Genomic DNA, 15,146 nt, shown 5'->3' with positions numbered 1-15,146 from the left:
TGGCGAACCTTAAACATTTTACAATAGCAAATCTGATTTGCCCAATTCCAAACTAAAATTTAGTTCATAGGATAATACCTGGTGATCAATCGTTATCTGATATTTCCTGGGGTATAAAATCATCAGCCTTTTTTTTGTATTTGCTATCCCAACCTGAGTAGAATTGGGATTTACATTATCTTCATTTGCCGAATTACAAATATGAAGCATCAACCTGGACTGCTCCATGCTAAAATTGATATGGATATAACCTTTTCCCGCGCCAGGTGGAATATGGTAATGTTTAAATGCATTTTCAACAAAACTGATTAAAATCATGGGCGCTATTTCATACTGCTGCAACACTGGGGTTGCAGCAATAGCAGTCATGGTTACCTCACATCTTTCACTGACCCGGTCTGCCTCTATAGCCACATAATCTGTGATAAAGTCAAGATCTTCCTGCAGGCTCACATATTTCTTTTTAGAAAGCTCCAGCTGATAACGCATAATCCTTGACATGTGCATAATCTTTTCAGGAACTTCAGCTGGTTTTTCCAGACTGATCCCATAAAGATTATTCAGGCTGTTGAACAGAAAATGCGGGTTTAGCTGAGACCTCAGTAAATTCAGCTCCATGTCTTTCATTAAAATCTGGTTATTAATTTCCTTTCGCTGCTGGCTGTAATAGCCAATAATAAAGAAAACAAACAATAGAATAATAAGACAAATTAAACAGCACAATACATAATATAAGTAGAGCTGCTGATGGTTAATAATAGCTTCATCATACCAGCCAACTGTAGACAGCCAGCTATCTATAAAATAGGCAGCCGTTCCAAATAAAAATACAGTAAAGATTGCCATTACCCCGTATAAGAAATAGCGCCCGGCTACAAAAAATGGCAGGATTAAAAACCGCTGAAACTGAATATGCAAATACAGCATAAAAAACACAAAAAAACCATCCCTGAATTCATGGGGATTGATCAGGCCCTCGCGGTCATTTAAAACCATGAAAATGAAAAGCAGGCTAAAAAACAGGAGTTCTCTTATCCACTTATTTTCCAGCAATCGAACCATTGATGTATCTTTATTAAAATTTAAGTGCCTCAGCCAAAATCCTTCTGTAAGTAATTCCTGCAGGCAGGTCTATTTGCGGTTCTTTGATCGAGATAATATCACCTGTAAAATCTTCAATTTTATTGATTGCCACAATATAGGACTTATGAATTCTTATAAACTCAGATTTGGGCAATTTTCTTTCAACTTCCACAGTAGTAGCTGTACACAAATAGGTTTGTTTAACGGTATGAAGCTTGATATAATTTCCCCAGCTTTGAATATAAGAGATCTCCCTGAGAGGGAAATCAACCATTCCTGCATCCGTTTTCAAGGTGATAAAATTATTAAACCCCAATACTCCCTCTTCGGCTAAAGCTATTCCGCTATGCTCCTGGTAACGTTTCAGAGCCTGCTCAAAACGGGGAAAAGGAATCGGTTTAACTAAATAATCAAGGACCCCAAAATCAAAAGCTTTTAAAGCATAATCAGAATAAGCAGTAGTCAGAATGATTTTAGGCGGAGACTGTAATGCCTTGATGAGTTCAAATCCATCTGTTCCCGGCATATTAATATCCAGAAAAATAAGATCAATTTGTACCCGCTGCAAAAACTCAATTGCAGTAGCTGCATCAAAATATTGAGCAGTCAGGACTAAACCAGGAGATCTGTTAATATAATTTTTCAACACATAATGTGCGTTTTTCTCATCATCAACAATCACACATTGAATATTTTCGCTCATTATTTTCTATTATTTCGCCAGCTGAACTGTCTTTTTTTTCTTCCTCATCCTGTTCAGCCACAATATAGTACCGGTGACAGGAAAAGTAGCACTGATTAAACTTACAAAAAAAGCCATTAATTTAGTAGGTATCCCACCAATTGCACCTGTATGCACGGGTTTCATATATCTCCTGAGCTGCCATCCCCCTGGCATATCTTTCAGTAAAGATACCTGAAGTATTGCTCCTGTGCGCTGATCAAGACTTAGGTTATCAAAACCATTACGGTGCAGCGCATCGGTACTTGCAGAAGTTATAGTAATCGGCTCGTCAGCTTGTTTTGGCATCGAAATGCTCCAATACGGAGCTTTACTAAATTGTTTTCTCCCTGCTTCCAGTGCTTGCTGGTAGCTGATTGTTTTTACGCTTCCTTGGGGCGATAAGGATTTAACTTTCTCAGGAAAACCAGGTTTAGAACCCGTAATGGTATATAATGCTGTATTTGCCCATTTAAAAGACCATGACAGACTAGTAACCAGCAGGATCAGAATAAAAAAGGAACAGTAAAAACCAAGCACAACATGCAGATCATGATTAATCCGCTTCCAGCTCCCATCTGTTTTTACTTTCAGCCTTGCTTTTAATTGTTTCCGCTTTTTAGGAAACCATAAAACCATACCTGTGATCAGAATAATAAGAACGACAAAAGTAGAAATCCCCAGAATAGTTTTTCCAACTTTACCTGTCAGTAATGACTGATGCAGATCCAGCATGAAACTAAAAAAAGTGGGTGCCGCAGGGTTAAGCTGCCCGGTAATTTCTGCGGTATATGGGTTCAGGAACAGGATTATACCTTTTCCACCACGTTTGCCACCTCCTTTTTCTTTCCCTTTCTTTTCCTTTACATTAATCTCTACTGTCCGATAAGGATTACTGTAAACTTTAATGGTACTGATTTTGCCTTTTGGCATTTTCATACGCACAGTATTTGCCAGACTATCTAAAGGGATTGCCTGCGAAACCTGATTTACCTGGTAACGTGAAGCATGCAAAGCTTCGGTAATCTCATCTTCAAAAACAAGTAAAGTACCACTCAGGCATTCCGTAAAAAAGATCAGACCTGCTGCCAGGCCCAACCATAAATGTATATTTCTCCAGATGTTTTTCATGAATCAGAATGTTTGTTTTCACCAGACTTATTGCTGCCAGAATACGGTGTTAACTAAACCGTTAATATTACCTTGTTTTTGAACTTCTGCCGCATTGGTACTAACCTCAGAAGCTGGATAACGTAATCTTTTGGGCGTTGTTGCAGCGGCTGCAACCGAAGATGGCATTCCTTTTGGCAAACCCAGTCTTCTGAAATCACTCCAGGCTTCCAGTCCGGCCAAACCATTTAATGCAAGCCATTTCTGATTGATAATCCTTTCTATTTTATTTGTCGCAGACGGGTCATCAAAGGCAACTCCTGTTTGCAGGTTATAGGCTGTAAATGCTGTTGCAGGAACCCCCGTATAACTGAAAGAGGCTTTGATCCCGTTCTCATATAGTGTTTTCGGTTCACCACCGATCCAGCCCCTCTGTGCTGCTTCTGCCTGCAGAAAATAACTCTCAGCCAATGAAAAGATTAATGCACCTGAAGTAGCCGTTTTAATCAATCCGGCCGATGGGCCCCTCAAAGCTGAAGTAGCACTGGCATTTTGTGTCGCATCAGTGGTATTCTGTCCAAGCAAAACACCTTTATATCCACTACCATTTGTTGCTTCAGCAAAGATTAAAGCTTTTCGGGGGTCATTAACCCCGTCATATTTGCTGAGTAAAAACCGGGTCGGTCTCACTGCATTAAACATTGCAGAGGCTATGCCCTGACTGTTTCTAAAATAAGCCGTATAAAACGGGTTCTGCTGATTATCTGCCTGGGAGGTAAAACCTGGATTAGCCAGTACATCGGCTGTCAGGTAACCAGAACCTTCGGCGTTGATTTTTGCAATCTCAGCAGAAATATAAGCTCCTTTATCCGATAACTGGCTCTGACGCAATAAGGCCCTTAACTTAACCGTATTTGCAAATTTCACCCATAATGTACCATTTCCTTTAAAAAAGATGTCAGATGTAGCCGGTATAGCTGTTGTTCCCGCATTCTTGATATCCTGTATACCTGAACTGATTAAATCCAGCGCTCCCGCATAAACAACATCTCCCTTGTCATAAGACGGTTGGGTAATGCCGGGATCAGAAGCTTTGGAAAAGGGAATATTATTATAGTGATCTACCAGTTGCAAAAAATGCAAACCTTTAACTATTTTGGCAATTCCTGAATAAAAAGGTGCATTCGCCTGCGTCTGCTGCTGTAAAAGTGTATAATTATAGATATTGGTATAAGATTTCTCCCAGATATCTGTGGCAAAATTATCAATGATACTATAATTGCCAATCAGGTCTAATGTTGTTCCCGAAGCACCTGTTGTGGTACCCGAAATATCATAGGCTTTACCCCAGTAACCGCCCCAGAATTCACCCAGTTCATTGATGGTATTGGTCTCCAGTCTGGCAGTGGTTAATAAAGAACCAGCAAGCAGCATGTCTTTAGTAACGGTAGTAGATGCATTAGGATTGGTATTGATATCCAGTACCTTTTTGCAGGACGCACTGCAAAAGGCGGAAACGATCAGTGTGGAATATAATATAACTTTCTTCATGTGTTCTGATTAATACGTATTGAAAATGGAAGGACTAAATAGTTAAACCCAGAGTGAAACCATAGGACCTGGTCGAAGGTGTAGTACGCCAGCCGCTAAAACCAACACCGCTGAGATAGATAAATTCAGTTTCTCCGAAAATATTATCTTTTGCACGCAAATTGACCAGGTTACGGCCATAAACTGATAAGTATAACCCTTTAATTGCTTTCTGATGTCCTAAAACCTGTATCGGAAAATCATAGTTCAGTGCAATCTCACGAAGTTTGATAAAACGTCCGTTAAATACATTATTTGATAGTATATTTTTGTAAGTATTCCAGAAGGCAAAATCACCATTGGTCTGAACAGATGTATTTTCAACATACACCCCAGGAGAAGTTTCAATCACCGAATTAGGGAAAATGAATTTATCTCTTCCGAAACCTTCACCGGCACTTTTAGGCAATAAACCCGAAGCAGTGATATTTTCTGCACCCGCGGTATAAAACATATTTCCCCAGCGTGCGTCAATTTGTGTACTCAATTGCAGACGTTTATAGCGTATAGAAGTATTGAAACCTAACATATGTACAGGCTGAGAAGTTCCTTTATCAGTTAATGCAGATGCCTGTGAAGGTAATCCGGTAGCTGCATTGATCACCACCCTGCCCTGTGGATCACGCACATAATCTGGTAGCTGATAAGTTGGATAACGGTCACCTACAGAAAGATAAAGTCCTTTCCACTGGTTCAGGGTTTCTTGTCCCCCGGTCAGGCTCACCACTGTATTATCATTATGGGTATAATTGATACCAGCCGACCAGCTCCAGTCTTTTGTTTTGATAATATCTCCATTCAAGGTTAGTTCAATGGATTTGCTTTTCATTCTTGCCGCATTGGATTTTGCTGATCCAAAGCCCGAAGCAAAAGATGTACCTATATCCAGGATCTGGTCTCTGGAATCTGCATAAGCATAAGTTCCTTCAAAATGCAACCTGTCTTTGAAAAATCCAAGCTGAATGCCACCTTCGTAAGAATACACAAATTCAGGTTTAAGATTATTGCTCAGGTTTTGCGCGTTAATCGCTGCACCAGGTATATTTCCAAAAGGAAATCCATCTACACTCGTATAGATATTCTGCAATGCATAAGGTTCTACAGTTACATTTCCACTTTTACTTGCAGATCCGTAGAGTTTAGCAAATGATAAAACATTGCTATGCGCCAATGCCGGGATGGCCTGACTCAAAATAAAGGAAACATTTGCGCCTGGATAAAAATAATTACGGTTATCTGCTGATAATAAAGATACAGACTCCCTCCTGCCGTTCAGGGTTGCAAATAAATAATTGTTATAACCAACGGTAAATTCACCGAAATACGAATAACGGCGCTGATGTGTGATTTGTGAACCGCCATTCAGATTACCGGTCAGGTTGCTTTCGTTATACAGATCAGGGAAGTTTAATGCTGCTGCGCCAACCTGCACAAATTTATATTGGATATCCTGATAGTTTTGTCCCAGTAATAACCTGGTACTGAACCTGCCAAAATCTTTATTGAATTGTAATAACAGATCACTGTTTAATTGCTGATTGTTAATCGTCTGATCATTGACCATTCCGGCAGAAGTGCCTCCAAAGCTTGTGCTTTTACGTACTGCTGTCAATATATTTCCATCTGTACCATAATACCGGTAAGGAATAGAAGCATCATCAAACTTATTTCCAAAACTCTTATAACCTGTATTTACACTGGTCAAACCTACCCTATAAGTCGCTTTAAACCAGGGTGCCACCTGATAATCAAAACTTACATTACCGGTAAGGTTTTCCTGTTTAGTATCCTGGCGCTGGTTGTCTATCGCCCAGTATGGGTTTAGCGTAGTTGTCGAGAAATAATATTCTGGTTTTGCATAAGGTGTGTTCTGCCAGTCTTTCAGAGCATCCAATGGAATAAATGAAGGTATCGACCGGACATTGTTCCAGGGTTCTGAAGTTGTAGTAGAAGTATTCGTCTGCACATAGTTCACAGAATAAGAAGTTTTCAGTTTACCAAAATCACGGCTCCCATTAAAACGAAGACTTGTTTTTTTACTCTGATCTTTCGGGATAACCCCATTGTTATTGACGTACTGTCCTGAAAGGAAATAAGTGGATTTCTCATCACCACCAGCAAAGGAAATATTTTCCTGATTGGTTATACCGGTATTAAAGAAATCAGATTTCTGGTTTTTAATAGGTGAATAAGGTAATTCCCACTGTGTGCCATCAGGCAAAACTGGTCCAACTTTAACCATTTTACCATCGTATTCTGGCCCCCATGAACGCACTTCGTAAGGTTGATAAACCCCATTAAACCCTGATCCATAGGTATCCTGTAATTTAGGCAGCCAACCTACGTTTTCCAAAGTAGTAGCATGAGAAAAATTGATCGTTCCCTGTCCGCTTTTACCCCTTTTAGTGGTGATAATGATCACCCCGTTTACACCCTGTGATCCATATACAGAGGCCGCACTGGCCCCTTTTAAAACTGTAATATCCTCTATATCATTTGGATTGATCAGCGAAATAGCGGAAGCATCTCTTTTTGTCCCTCCTGCCTGTGGGTTATAATAAGTAACTGTAGCCAGTGGTACACCATCTACAACAAATAAAGGTTCATTTTTTGCATCATTTATATTTCTTGCCCCACGTAAAGTTACCCTTACCTGCGGGTTTACACCTCCGTCAAACATGTTTACCTGTAAACCGGCAACTTTACTTTGTAATCCATTTAAAGGGTTTACTACCTGTGTTTGTGTGACGTCATTTCCAGTAATGGTTGCGGTTGCCACTCCTAATTCTTTCGCTTTACGCCTGATCCCAAAGGCACCAGTTATTTGCACCTCTGTCAACGATTTTGAAGATTCAATCAGGCTTACATTAATGATATCTGTGTTTGGTTGTATGGTAACCTCCTGTGTTTCAAAACCGACATAATTAAAGACCAGTACTTCGCCTGCATTAACTTTCATTTTAAACCTGCCATCTTTATCGGTCATGCCTGCCTGATGTTTGCCTTTAACACGCACGGTAGCTCCTGGAATTGCAATACCGGCTTTTTTATCTGTTAAAATTCCTTTAATATTTCTTTCCTGAGCGGATGCAAGGAAGCCATTAAAGAGCAGCCCTATCAGGAAAAATAAGCGTAAAAATTTAATCATGTAATTAAGACTAGTTATAAATTGCCTGCAAAAGAAACTATTTAGAATTGTTCTTTCTAATTTCCAGATGGATGTTTCGGGATTAAATGACGAGTTGAATTGGTCAGCTTAAACACAGCAAGTTTAACTAACTCATAATAAAGACATTAAACTTACCTTCTCCAGACATGATTCAGACCTCATCTACAGGTGTTACAAACCTGATCCGGAATTTACCGGACAATCAATGAATTTAAAGTGTAATACTTTTCAAATAGAAATTTATTATTACATTATTGTCATATTATTTAACTAAATTGTAACATTCAATTATATTAATCAGACAGGATTATGGCAATTTTACAGGAAGGCACCGTATTATCGGGTATCAGGGGGAAAATCGGAAACGTGGTCATTTATCAATGGAAGAATAAGGTATGTGCACGTTCGACACAAACCAGGCTACATAAAAAGCCCAGAACCACCGCTCAAAAATCTCAGACCGGTAAAATGAAGGTATTAAGCCCTTTTTTAAATCCTGTTTCTGAATTTCTTCAGGTCGGTTTCAGGCATGTAACCAAAGATCAGGACCTGTCTGCAAACAATGCTGCCAAGTCAGTGAATATGAAAAATGCCATTAAAGGAGAATTTCCTGACCAGGAGATCAATTGGGATACTATTTTAGTTGCAGAAGGAGAATTGATAAAACCTGAAAATGTAAAGGTTACAGTAGCTGAAAACTCTTTCATTTTCACCTGGGATAAAGATAAGACCAATACGGCTTCACCAACAGACAGAGCTATTATCCTGTTATACAGCAAAACTCACGGCTGGGTATATGCCAATTATAGTGGGGCTAGAAGAGATGAATTAAAAGACTCCTTCCGTATTAGGCAAAAACATTTCAAAAACAATACTTATGAAGTATTTATTGCCTTTAAAGATGTGAGAAGTGACGAAGTCTCCAGAAGTGTCTATTGTGGAAGATTTACGAACTAAAATATTGCTATTTGTAACATTTATCACCATTTTTAAATGAGATCTTTTTTCTCTTTGTGAAAGAAAGAATACATCATCTAAAAAACAAAAATATGTCTGATAACGTACAACTTATACCGGGAAATTCGCTGATTACAGCAACACCTGAAGAAGGGCGTATGCTCGCAATTAAAATGTCGAGATTAATCATTAAAGCTACCCAGCCTGATGCCGCAATCAGGGAGAAGCTAAGACCTGTTTATGCAGAAGATCCGGCTATGCTTATTGCTATAGGCCAAACTGTTGCTATAGAATTTGCGACTATCGCAGCAGCTAACAAATACTGGGTTAAATAGTTATTTTGAAATTCCAGCGCCCCTTCCCTGCTTATTGAAGGGGCTTTTAAGAAAAATTTTAAATTAACAGATCAATTTTATTTGTCTGCCAAGCTGAACTATTTTTTCTTCTTTTTCCATTTTTTTCAGAATCCTTGAAACCACCTCTCTGGATGTAGCCAGGTCAGTTGCAATATGCTGATGTGAAATCGATATGGTAGTAGATTTCAAAATGGAAGCCCTCGTTTTTAAATAATTCAATATCCGGTCTTCGAGATTATAACAAATCACTTGTTTGGTAGCTTCCAAAAGATCATTATACTGTCTTTGATACTCATCTAATATCATCGCATTAAAAACAGTATATTTCAGCATCCATTCTCTTGCTTTCTGGATTGGAATCAGCAAAATCAGAGACTCCTCATCTGCAACCCCCGAAAAATTTATTCCTTTTTCACCAAACATATGGGCGAAACTGGAGATGCAGGTAAAACCAGGATAAATATAATAGAGCAGGAACTGGAAATCATCTGCCTGAGTAAATACCTTGACGGTTCCTCTGAGCACAATCGGAAGATCTTTAACCAACTGTCCCTGTCTGATCAGAAAATCTTCTGGCATGAGGGTCTTTACCCTGCCATACTCCATAATCTCATTTAACAAATCTTTACCCAGATCTGCCAGACATGTTCTGATTATATCCCTTTGAAATTCATTCATTACCTTAAAAAAAACATGTTAATAATGCAGGTTTCCCCACGATAGACCAGCCTATACAGGCGCTTGTAAAAATACATTTTTGTTATTCTTTTCTAAAGAAAATGAATCAGGGTTCCATATTTCTAAAATTCATCTCCTGCTGCTACAGCGGTATTGATAATATCTTTACATTCGTTGATTAACAAAAAGATCATCATGAAAATAAAAGAGTTTGCGGTAGAAAGGTACTTTGCTCAATATGAATTTACAGCCAAATATTTATTATCAAGCTCCGATTGTGACGGTTATCCAATGGAATTTGTACTTAACCTGGCCTCTGCAGAAGAAAAAGAGCGCTGGAACAATTTGAAATTGGGTTATACAGAAACACGGGGAAGTTTAGAATTGCGGGAAGCTATTCAACAGCATTACCGTACTATAGAATTAGATGAAATTATAGTTTCATCACCAGGGGAAGCCAATTTTATTTTAATGAATGTTGTTCTTTCTAAAGGTGACCACGTCATTTGTATGGCCCCAATGTATCAATCCTTATATGAGATAGCTAAATCATTAGAAACGGATATTTCATTCTGGGAACCTGACCAGCAGCAACAAGACTGGTATTATGATCCCGCCGGGCTTGAAAAGCTAATCAGACCTGAAACTAAACTGACCATTGTTAATTTTCCGCATAACCCTACTGGATTTAGTCCTTCCAGAGTTGATTATCAAAGAATAATAGAGATTGCCAGAAAGCATAATCTTATTCTTTTTTCGGATGAGATGTACCGGTTCCTGGATCACAACCCTAAAGAAACGCTGGACTCAGCCTGTGATCTGTACGAAAATGCAGTAAGCCTGTGGGGTACTGCAAAAACTTTTGGACTGGCTGGCTTAAGGTTAGGGTGGCTGACCTCAAAAAACAAAGAAATATTACAAAAGGTAGAAAATTTCAAAGACTATCTGAGCATCTGTAATAGTGCAACGAGCGAAGTGCTGGCCACGATTGCACTCAATCATATGGATAAATTTGTCCAGCCCAATCTTCAAAAGATCAGGAGAAATCTGGAACTGTTTTCAGAATTTCATCAACAGAATAAAGATCTGTTTGATTTCTCAAAACCTGTCACTGGTTCAACAGCATTTATAAAGTTAAAAATTAAGGGAACAGCCCTCGATTTCGCTGAAAAACTGGTTAAAGAAACAGGGATCATGCTGTTACCTGCAGAGACTTTTGAATATGGAGATAAACACGCCCGGATCGGCTTTGGAAGAGAAAATTTCCCCGAAGTACTGGAAATATTTGGCAATTATCTGGCATCCGCAGCGCATTAAAAACTGATTGATTAGTTAAAAGAAGCCCTGAATTTCAAAGGAGATAAACTGGTTTTGGTTTTGAACAATTTGCTGAAAGATTGCAAATGTTCAAACCCTAATTCATAAGCGATTTCACTAACAGATAAGCTGGTCGTTGACAATTTCTCTTTGGCCAGCTCAATCAATTTGTCATGCAAATGCTGTTGTGTACCCTGACCTGTTAAAGCTTTGAGTAAACTGCTTAAATAACCGGGTGAGATATTCAGGTTTTCTGCAATAAAAGTGACGCTGGGTAAGCCCTGCTTAGCCAGCATGCCACTTTTGAAATAGTTTGAAAGCAAATCTTCTAACCGGGTCAGAATTTCGTGATTTGATATTTTACGGGTGATGAACTGACGCTGATAAAATCTTTCCCCATAAGTCAGCAGCAATTCAAGCTGTGCGATAATCACATTTTCACTAAACCTGTCGATATTGGCATGGTATTCCTGTTCCATGTTTTGAGCAATTCCCGTGAGCATCGTTTCTTCTTTGTCAGAGAGATATAGTGCTTCATAAACTGAGTAACTGAAGTATTCATAGTTCTTTATCTTTTTGGCGAGTGACGTGTTCCATAAAAAGTCAGGATGGATCAGTATCATCCAGCCCGAAGGCCCCTCAGTCAGACCCGCTCCCACATCTACACTGAATAGCTGTCCAGGGGACATAAAAAATAATACGCCTTCATCAAAATCACTGGTCTGCTGACCATATTTATACTTGATATGATGGGACCTTTTCATGGAGATAGAATAAAAATCAAAGATCAGACTGTACTGACCATTTGTTAATGGCGAAGTAATTTTTTGAAGATTGATTACACTGATTAGTGGATGCTCCGGTTTGGGCAACCCCATCAACCGGTGGTATTCGGTGATCGTTTTAATCCGGTACAGCTGATTGCCTGACATAAGACAAGATAACTATTTATGCTTAAAATTTAAGAGTTGAAATAATCAGTCTGTTCCATATCGGAAAGCAATTTTTCATGAGATGGGTGCCAGTTCAGGCTTTCCCGGGTGATTTTGCCTGAAGCCGGACAATCCAGACCAGCAAAATTGATGAACCAGCCAAAATGGGCTGCTGCTTCTGCTGCTGATTTTGAAACTACAGGGATATTAAGCTGTTTCCCAATGACCTCAGCAATGTCTTTAAACAGGATTCCTTCTTCAGCAACGCCGTGAAACCTTGTTCCCGGACTTGCATTTTCCAATGCCAGTCTGTATAAAACCGCAGCATCTAATCTATGCACAGCTGTCCAGCGGTTAAGTCCTTCGCCCAAATAGGCCGAAACCCCTTTTTCACGGGCAATATTAATCAGCATCGGAACAAAACCATGATCACCCGCACCATGTACAGACGGAGAAAGCCGCACGATTGAAACACGAATGCCCTTAGTGACTAATGCATCGCCTGCCTGTTCTGAAAGACGGGGATGAACGGAAGTGCCAGGTGCAGGTATAATATCTTCGGTTGCCAGACTGCCCGGACTTACGAGCGCAGTACCAGAAGTAATAATAAAAGGGCGGTCTGAACCCTCCAGCACAGCACCGATTGTTTCAATTGCAATCCGGTCTACTTCACATACTTCCTTAAATCTTGCAAAATCATGGATAAAACCGGCATGGATTACGCCATCTGCGTTGGCAGCACCACTGCGTAAACTATCCGGATCTTCTAAATCACCCCGGTGCACCCGGGCACCTGCAGCTAAAAGCGCATCGGCAGATGAATCTGAACGGGCCAGACCGATTACCTGGTGCCCCGCACCAATAAGTTCTTTAACGATGGCTGAGCCAATGAAGCCTGTTGCTCCTGTAACAAATACACGCATACTCTAATTTTTAATTGAACATTGATATCAACAAAGATCAGCAGTAGCGGGTGAACAGATTTAGCCAGATCCACTTTTGATTTAGCCAAAAACAGGGATTAAACAAAATGTTGTCCCATATACCGCGCACATGGGACAACTAACTTATTTAGCTTTTAAAAAAGGTACTGCTTCGGATAAAAACAAATCGGGAAACTGAAACACAGAACCATGCCCCGCATTAGGATATAAGCTCAGTTTAGCATTGGGTAAGTTTTGAAACAAATTATAAGAGTTAATATCGTGAACAAGCAGGTCATAGCGTCCATCGATAATTAAAGCTGGCTGTGTGATTGTCTGAAGGGATTCAAATGCTTTATCAATCGGTTTTGACCAATCTAAAACGGCAGTTATCTGTGCTCCATTACTTTCATTGGTTGATTCTATATCACGGTTAAGCTGACGTTTATGAATTCTGCTCAGGAATTGTTTGCCTGCTTCCTGACTTTGTTCTGATGGGGCAAATAATAAATATAATAACTGTTCATCAGGTTTTTTTTTACCAACTTCTGTTAACCTGTCCACTAGTCCGCTGAGGCCTTCACTTCCACGGGCCCCTGTTCCGAACAGGATAAATTTGTTCACTAACTGTGGTTCATCTGCCAGAATTTGCTGAGTAATCATACCACCCATTGAAAAGGCTAATAAGTTGACTTTAGGATATCCCAGTGCTTTTATGAAACTTTCTGCATCCTTTGCCATCGCCGGGATATTATCAGGTGTTTGTCCATTGGTAGCACCTACACCTTTATTATCAAATAATATAACTTTGAAATGTGCTGCAAGTCCATTTGTAATAGCCGGATCCCATTCATCCATATTGAAAAATGAACCTTGTAACATGATCAGGGGCATTCCACTTTTGTCCCCTAATATCCGATAAGCATAATGTGTCCCGTCCGCATCAATGAACCGGGTCTTCGAAATTTGATGATAATCAGTCTGAGCCACTTTTTTTTGCGCAAAAACCTGAATAGAAGCAATGCTAAGCACTAACCCCATAGTTAAAAAAATACGTTTCATAATCTGTTTTTGTTGATCGTTATTTAAACTTAATCGAATAAATATGTAATCAAAAGTAGCCCCAACGCTACCTGTAGACAATCTGTTAAAACGTTAAGTGTACCTAAAGCTCCATGAAGCAGTCATTTTCGATCTTCAATTACCACAACTTATGCAAAAAAAAGGGATCAATAATTGATCCCTTGAATTTATTCGTTGACTTAAGCTAATATGTCGTTTATCTCCGCTAACTCAGCAGCAGAAAAAGATAAGTTTTCGAGACACCTGATAGAATCCGTAACCTGCTCAGGTTTACTTACACCGATTAGTACAGAAGTAACACGATCATCTTTTAAAACCCATGACAACGCCATCTGAGCCAGGTTTTGTCCCCGTCTAAGTGCAAGTTCATTAAGTTTAATAATTCTGGAAATCTTATCTTCTGTAATTGTATCTTTTACTAAAGCACCATTTCCGCGGTCACTTGCAGCTCTGGAACCTTCAGGTATCCCTTTCAAATATTTATTGGTTAAAAGCCCTTGTGCCAGCGGCGAAAATGGGATACATCCCACACCGTGATCGCCAAGCACATCAAGCAGACCACCTTCTATCCAGCGTTCAAACATCGAATACTTAGGCTGATGTATTAAACAAGGTGTTCCTAAATCTTTCAGGATGGAGATTGCAGCCTCTGTTTCTGCTGGATTATAGCTTGAGATACCCACGTATAAAGCTTTTCCCTGCCTTACAATGAGATCCAGTGCCCCCATAGTTTCTTCCAGTGGTGTTCCGGGGTCTGGTCTGTGGTGATAATAAATATCTACATAATCAAGCCCCATTCTTTTTAAACTCTGATCTAAACTGGATACCAGGTACTTTTTTGATCCCAGGTCACCGTAAGGCCCTTCCCACATTCCCCAACCTGCTTTTGTCGAGATAACCAGCTGATCACGATAGTTTTTGAAATCATCCTTAAAAATCTGACCAAAAGTTTCTTCTGCCGAACCAGCAGGCGGGCCGTAATTATTAGCCAGATCAAAATGTGTGATTCCGCTATCAAAGGCCAATCTTAAGATTGCACGTGCATTTTCAAGACTATCGACAGCGCCAAAGTTATGCCAAAGGCCCAGCGATACCGCAGGAAGCATTAAGCCACTTTTGCCGCAACGGCGATAAGGCATATTTTTGTAACGATCTGGATTAGGTATATAAGTCATCTGTTAAAATTTGAATGTGATTATTTCAGCTGTAAAAATGGATCATCCGGAG

General features: G+C 39.6%; 13 protein-coding genes. 3 read left to right on the top strand and 10 right to left on the bottom strand.

What is annotated here, in order from left to right:
- Nucleotides 1-18 precede the first annotated feature (18 nt).
- From HDE68_RS04840 to HDE68_RS04820, 5 genes are read right to left on the bottom strand one after another with little or no spacing between them, the layout of a single operon-like run.
- Nucleotides 19-1,062: a sensor histidine kinase gene (locus tag HDE68_RS04840; RefSeq protein ID WP_183879444.1), complete on the bottom strand. Its 1,044-nt coding sequence runs from the start codon at nucleotides 1,060-1,062 to the stop codon at nucleotides 19-21.
- A 13-nt stretch (nucleotides 1,063-1,075) separates the two neighbouring features.
- On the bottom strand, nucleotides 1,076-1,786 hold the full coding sequence (locus tag HDE68_RS04835) for a LytR/AlgR family response regulator transcription factor (protein ID WP_183879442.1): 711 nt from the start codon (nucleotides 1,784-1,786) through the stop codon (nucleotides 1,076-1,078).
- 9 nt (nucleotides 1,787-1,795) lie between these two features.
- A complete protein-coding gene (locus HDE68_RS04830) occupies nucleotides 1,796-2,935 on the bottom strand; it encodes a PepSY-associated TM helix domain-containing protein (protein ID WP_183879440.1) in 1,140 nt (379 codons plus the stop codon).
- A 27-nt stretch (nucleotides 2,936-2,962) separates the two neighbouring features.
- Nucleotides 2,963-4,465, bottom strand: a complete 1,503-nt coding sequence (locus HDE68_RS04825) for a SusD/RagB family nutrient-binding outer membrane lipoprotein (protein ID WP_183879438.1) — start codon at nucleotides 4,463-4,465, stop codon at nucleotides 2,963-2,965.
- 34 nt (nucleotides 4,466-4,499) lie between these two features.
- Nucleotides 4,500-7,652 carry a SusC/RagA family TonB-linked outer membrane protein gene (locus tag HDE68_RS04820; RefSeq protein WP_183879436.1) on the bottom strand — a complete coding sequence of 1,051 codons (3,153 nt, stop codon included), beginning with the start codon at nucleotides 7,650-7,652 and terminating at the stop codon, nucleotides 4,500-4,502.
- A 330-nt stretch (nucleotides 7,653-7,982) separates the two neighbouring features.
- Between HDE68_RS04820 and HDE68_RS04815 the strand changes: the two genes are divergently transcribed.
- Nucleotides 7,983-8,630 (top strand): DUF6266 family protein, encoded by a 648-nt coding sequence (locus HDE68_RS04815; RefSeq protein WP_183879434.1) that lies wholly within the window; start codon nucleotides 7,983-7,985, stop codon nucleotides 8,628-8,630.
- Nucleotides 8,631-8,722: 92 nt separating this feature from the next.
- Complete coding sequence (locus HDE68_RS04810) at nucleotides 8,723-8,965, top strand: hexameric tyrosine-coordinated heme protein (RefSeq protein WP_183879432.1); 243 nt, start codon at nucleotides 8,723-8,725, stop codon at nucleotides 8,963-8,965.
- Nucleotides 8,966-9,028: 63 nt separating this feature from the next.
- On the opposite strand, the gene HDE68_RS04805 is transcribed toward HDE68_RS04810, so the two are convergent.
- A complete protein-coding gene (locus HDE68_RS04805) occupies nucleotides 9,029-9,664 on the bottom strand; it encodes a Crp/Fnr family transcriptional regulator (protein ID WP_183879430.1) in 636 nt (211 codons plus the stop codon).
- 195 nt (nucleotides 9,665-9,859) lie between these two features.
- Here HDE68_RS04805 and HDE68_RS04800 point away from each other — a divergent pair, with 195 nt between their 5' ends.
- Nucleotides 9,860-10,981, top strand: a complete 1,122-nt coding sequence (locus HDE68_RS04800) for an aminotransferase class I/II-fold pyridoxal phosphate-dependent enzyme (protein WP_183879428.1) — start codon at nucleotides 9,860-9,862, stop codon at nucleotides 10,979-10,981.
- A gap of 11 nt (nucleotides 10,982-10,992) precedes the next feature.
- Here the strand turns inward: HDE68_RS04800 and HDE68_RS04795 are convergent, their stop codons facing one another.
- From HDE68_RS04795 to mgrA, 4 genes are all read right to left on the bottom strand, one after another.
- The gene (locus tag HDE68_RS04795; protein ID WP_183879426.1) at nucleotides 10,993-11,913 is read right to left on the bottom strand and encodes a helix-turn-helix domain-containing protein; all 921 of its coding nucleotides are present in this window, start codon (nucleotides 11,911-11,913) and stop codon (nucleotides 10,993-10,995) included.
- A gap of 29 nt (nucleotides 11,914-11,942) precedes the next feature.
- A complete protein-coding gene (locus tag HDE68_RS04790; RefSeq protein WP_183879424.1) occupies nucleotides 11,943-12,836 on the bottom strand; it encodes an SDR family oxidoreductase in 894 nt (297 codons plus the stop codon).
- A gap of 144 nt (nucleotides 12,837-12,980) precedes the next feature.
- On the bottom strand, nucleotides 12,981-13,898 hold the full coding sequence (locus HDE68_RS04785; RefSeq protein WP_183879422.1) for an alpha/beta fold hydrolase: 918 nt from the start codon (nucleotides 13,896-13,898) through the stop codon (nucleotides 12,981-12,983).
- Between the two features lie 200 nt (nucleotides 13,899-14,098).
- Nucleotides 14,099-15,094 (bottom strand): L-glyceraldehyde 3-phosphate reductase, encoded by a 996-nt coding sequence (gene mgrA / locus HDE68_RS04780; protein WP_183879420.1) that lies wholly within the window; start codon nucleotides 15,092-15,094, stop codon nucleotides 14,099-14,101.
- Between the last annotated feature and the right edge of the window lie 52 nt (nucleotides 15,095-15,146).

Origin of the sequence: Pedobacter cryoconitis, assembly GCF_014200605.1 — a bacterium.
Lineage (GTDB): Bacteria > Bacteroidota > Bacteroidia > Sphingobacteriales > Sphingobacteriaceae > Pedobacter > Pedobacter cryoconitis_B.
The sequence above is the reverse complement of the archived record's forward strand: the minus strand, read 5'-3'. Positions and strand labels throughout refer to the sequence as shown.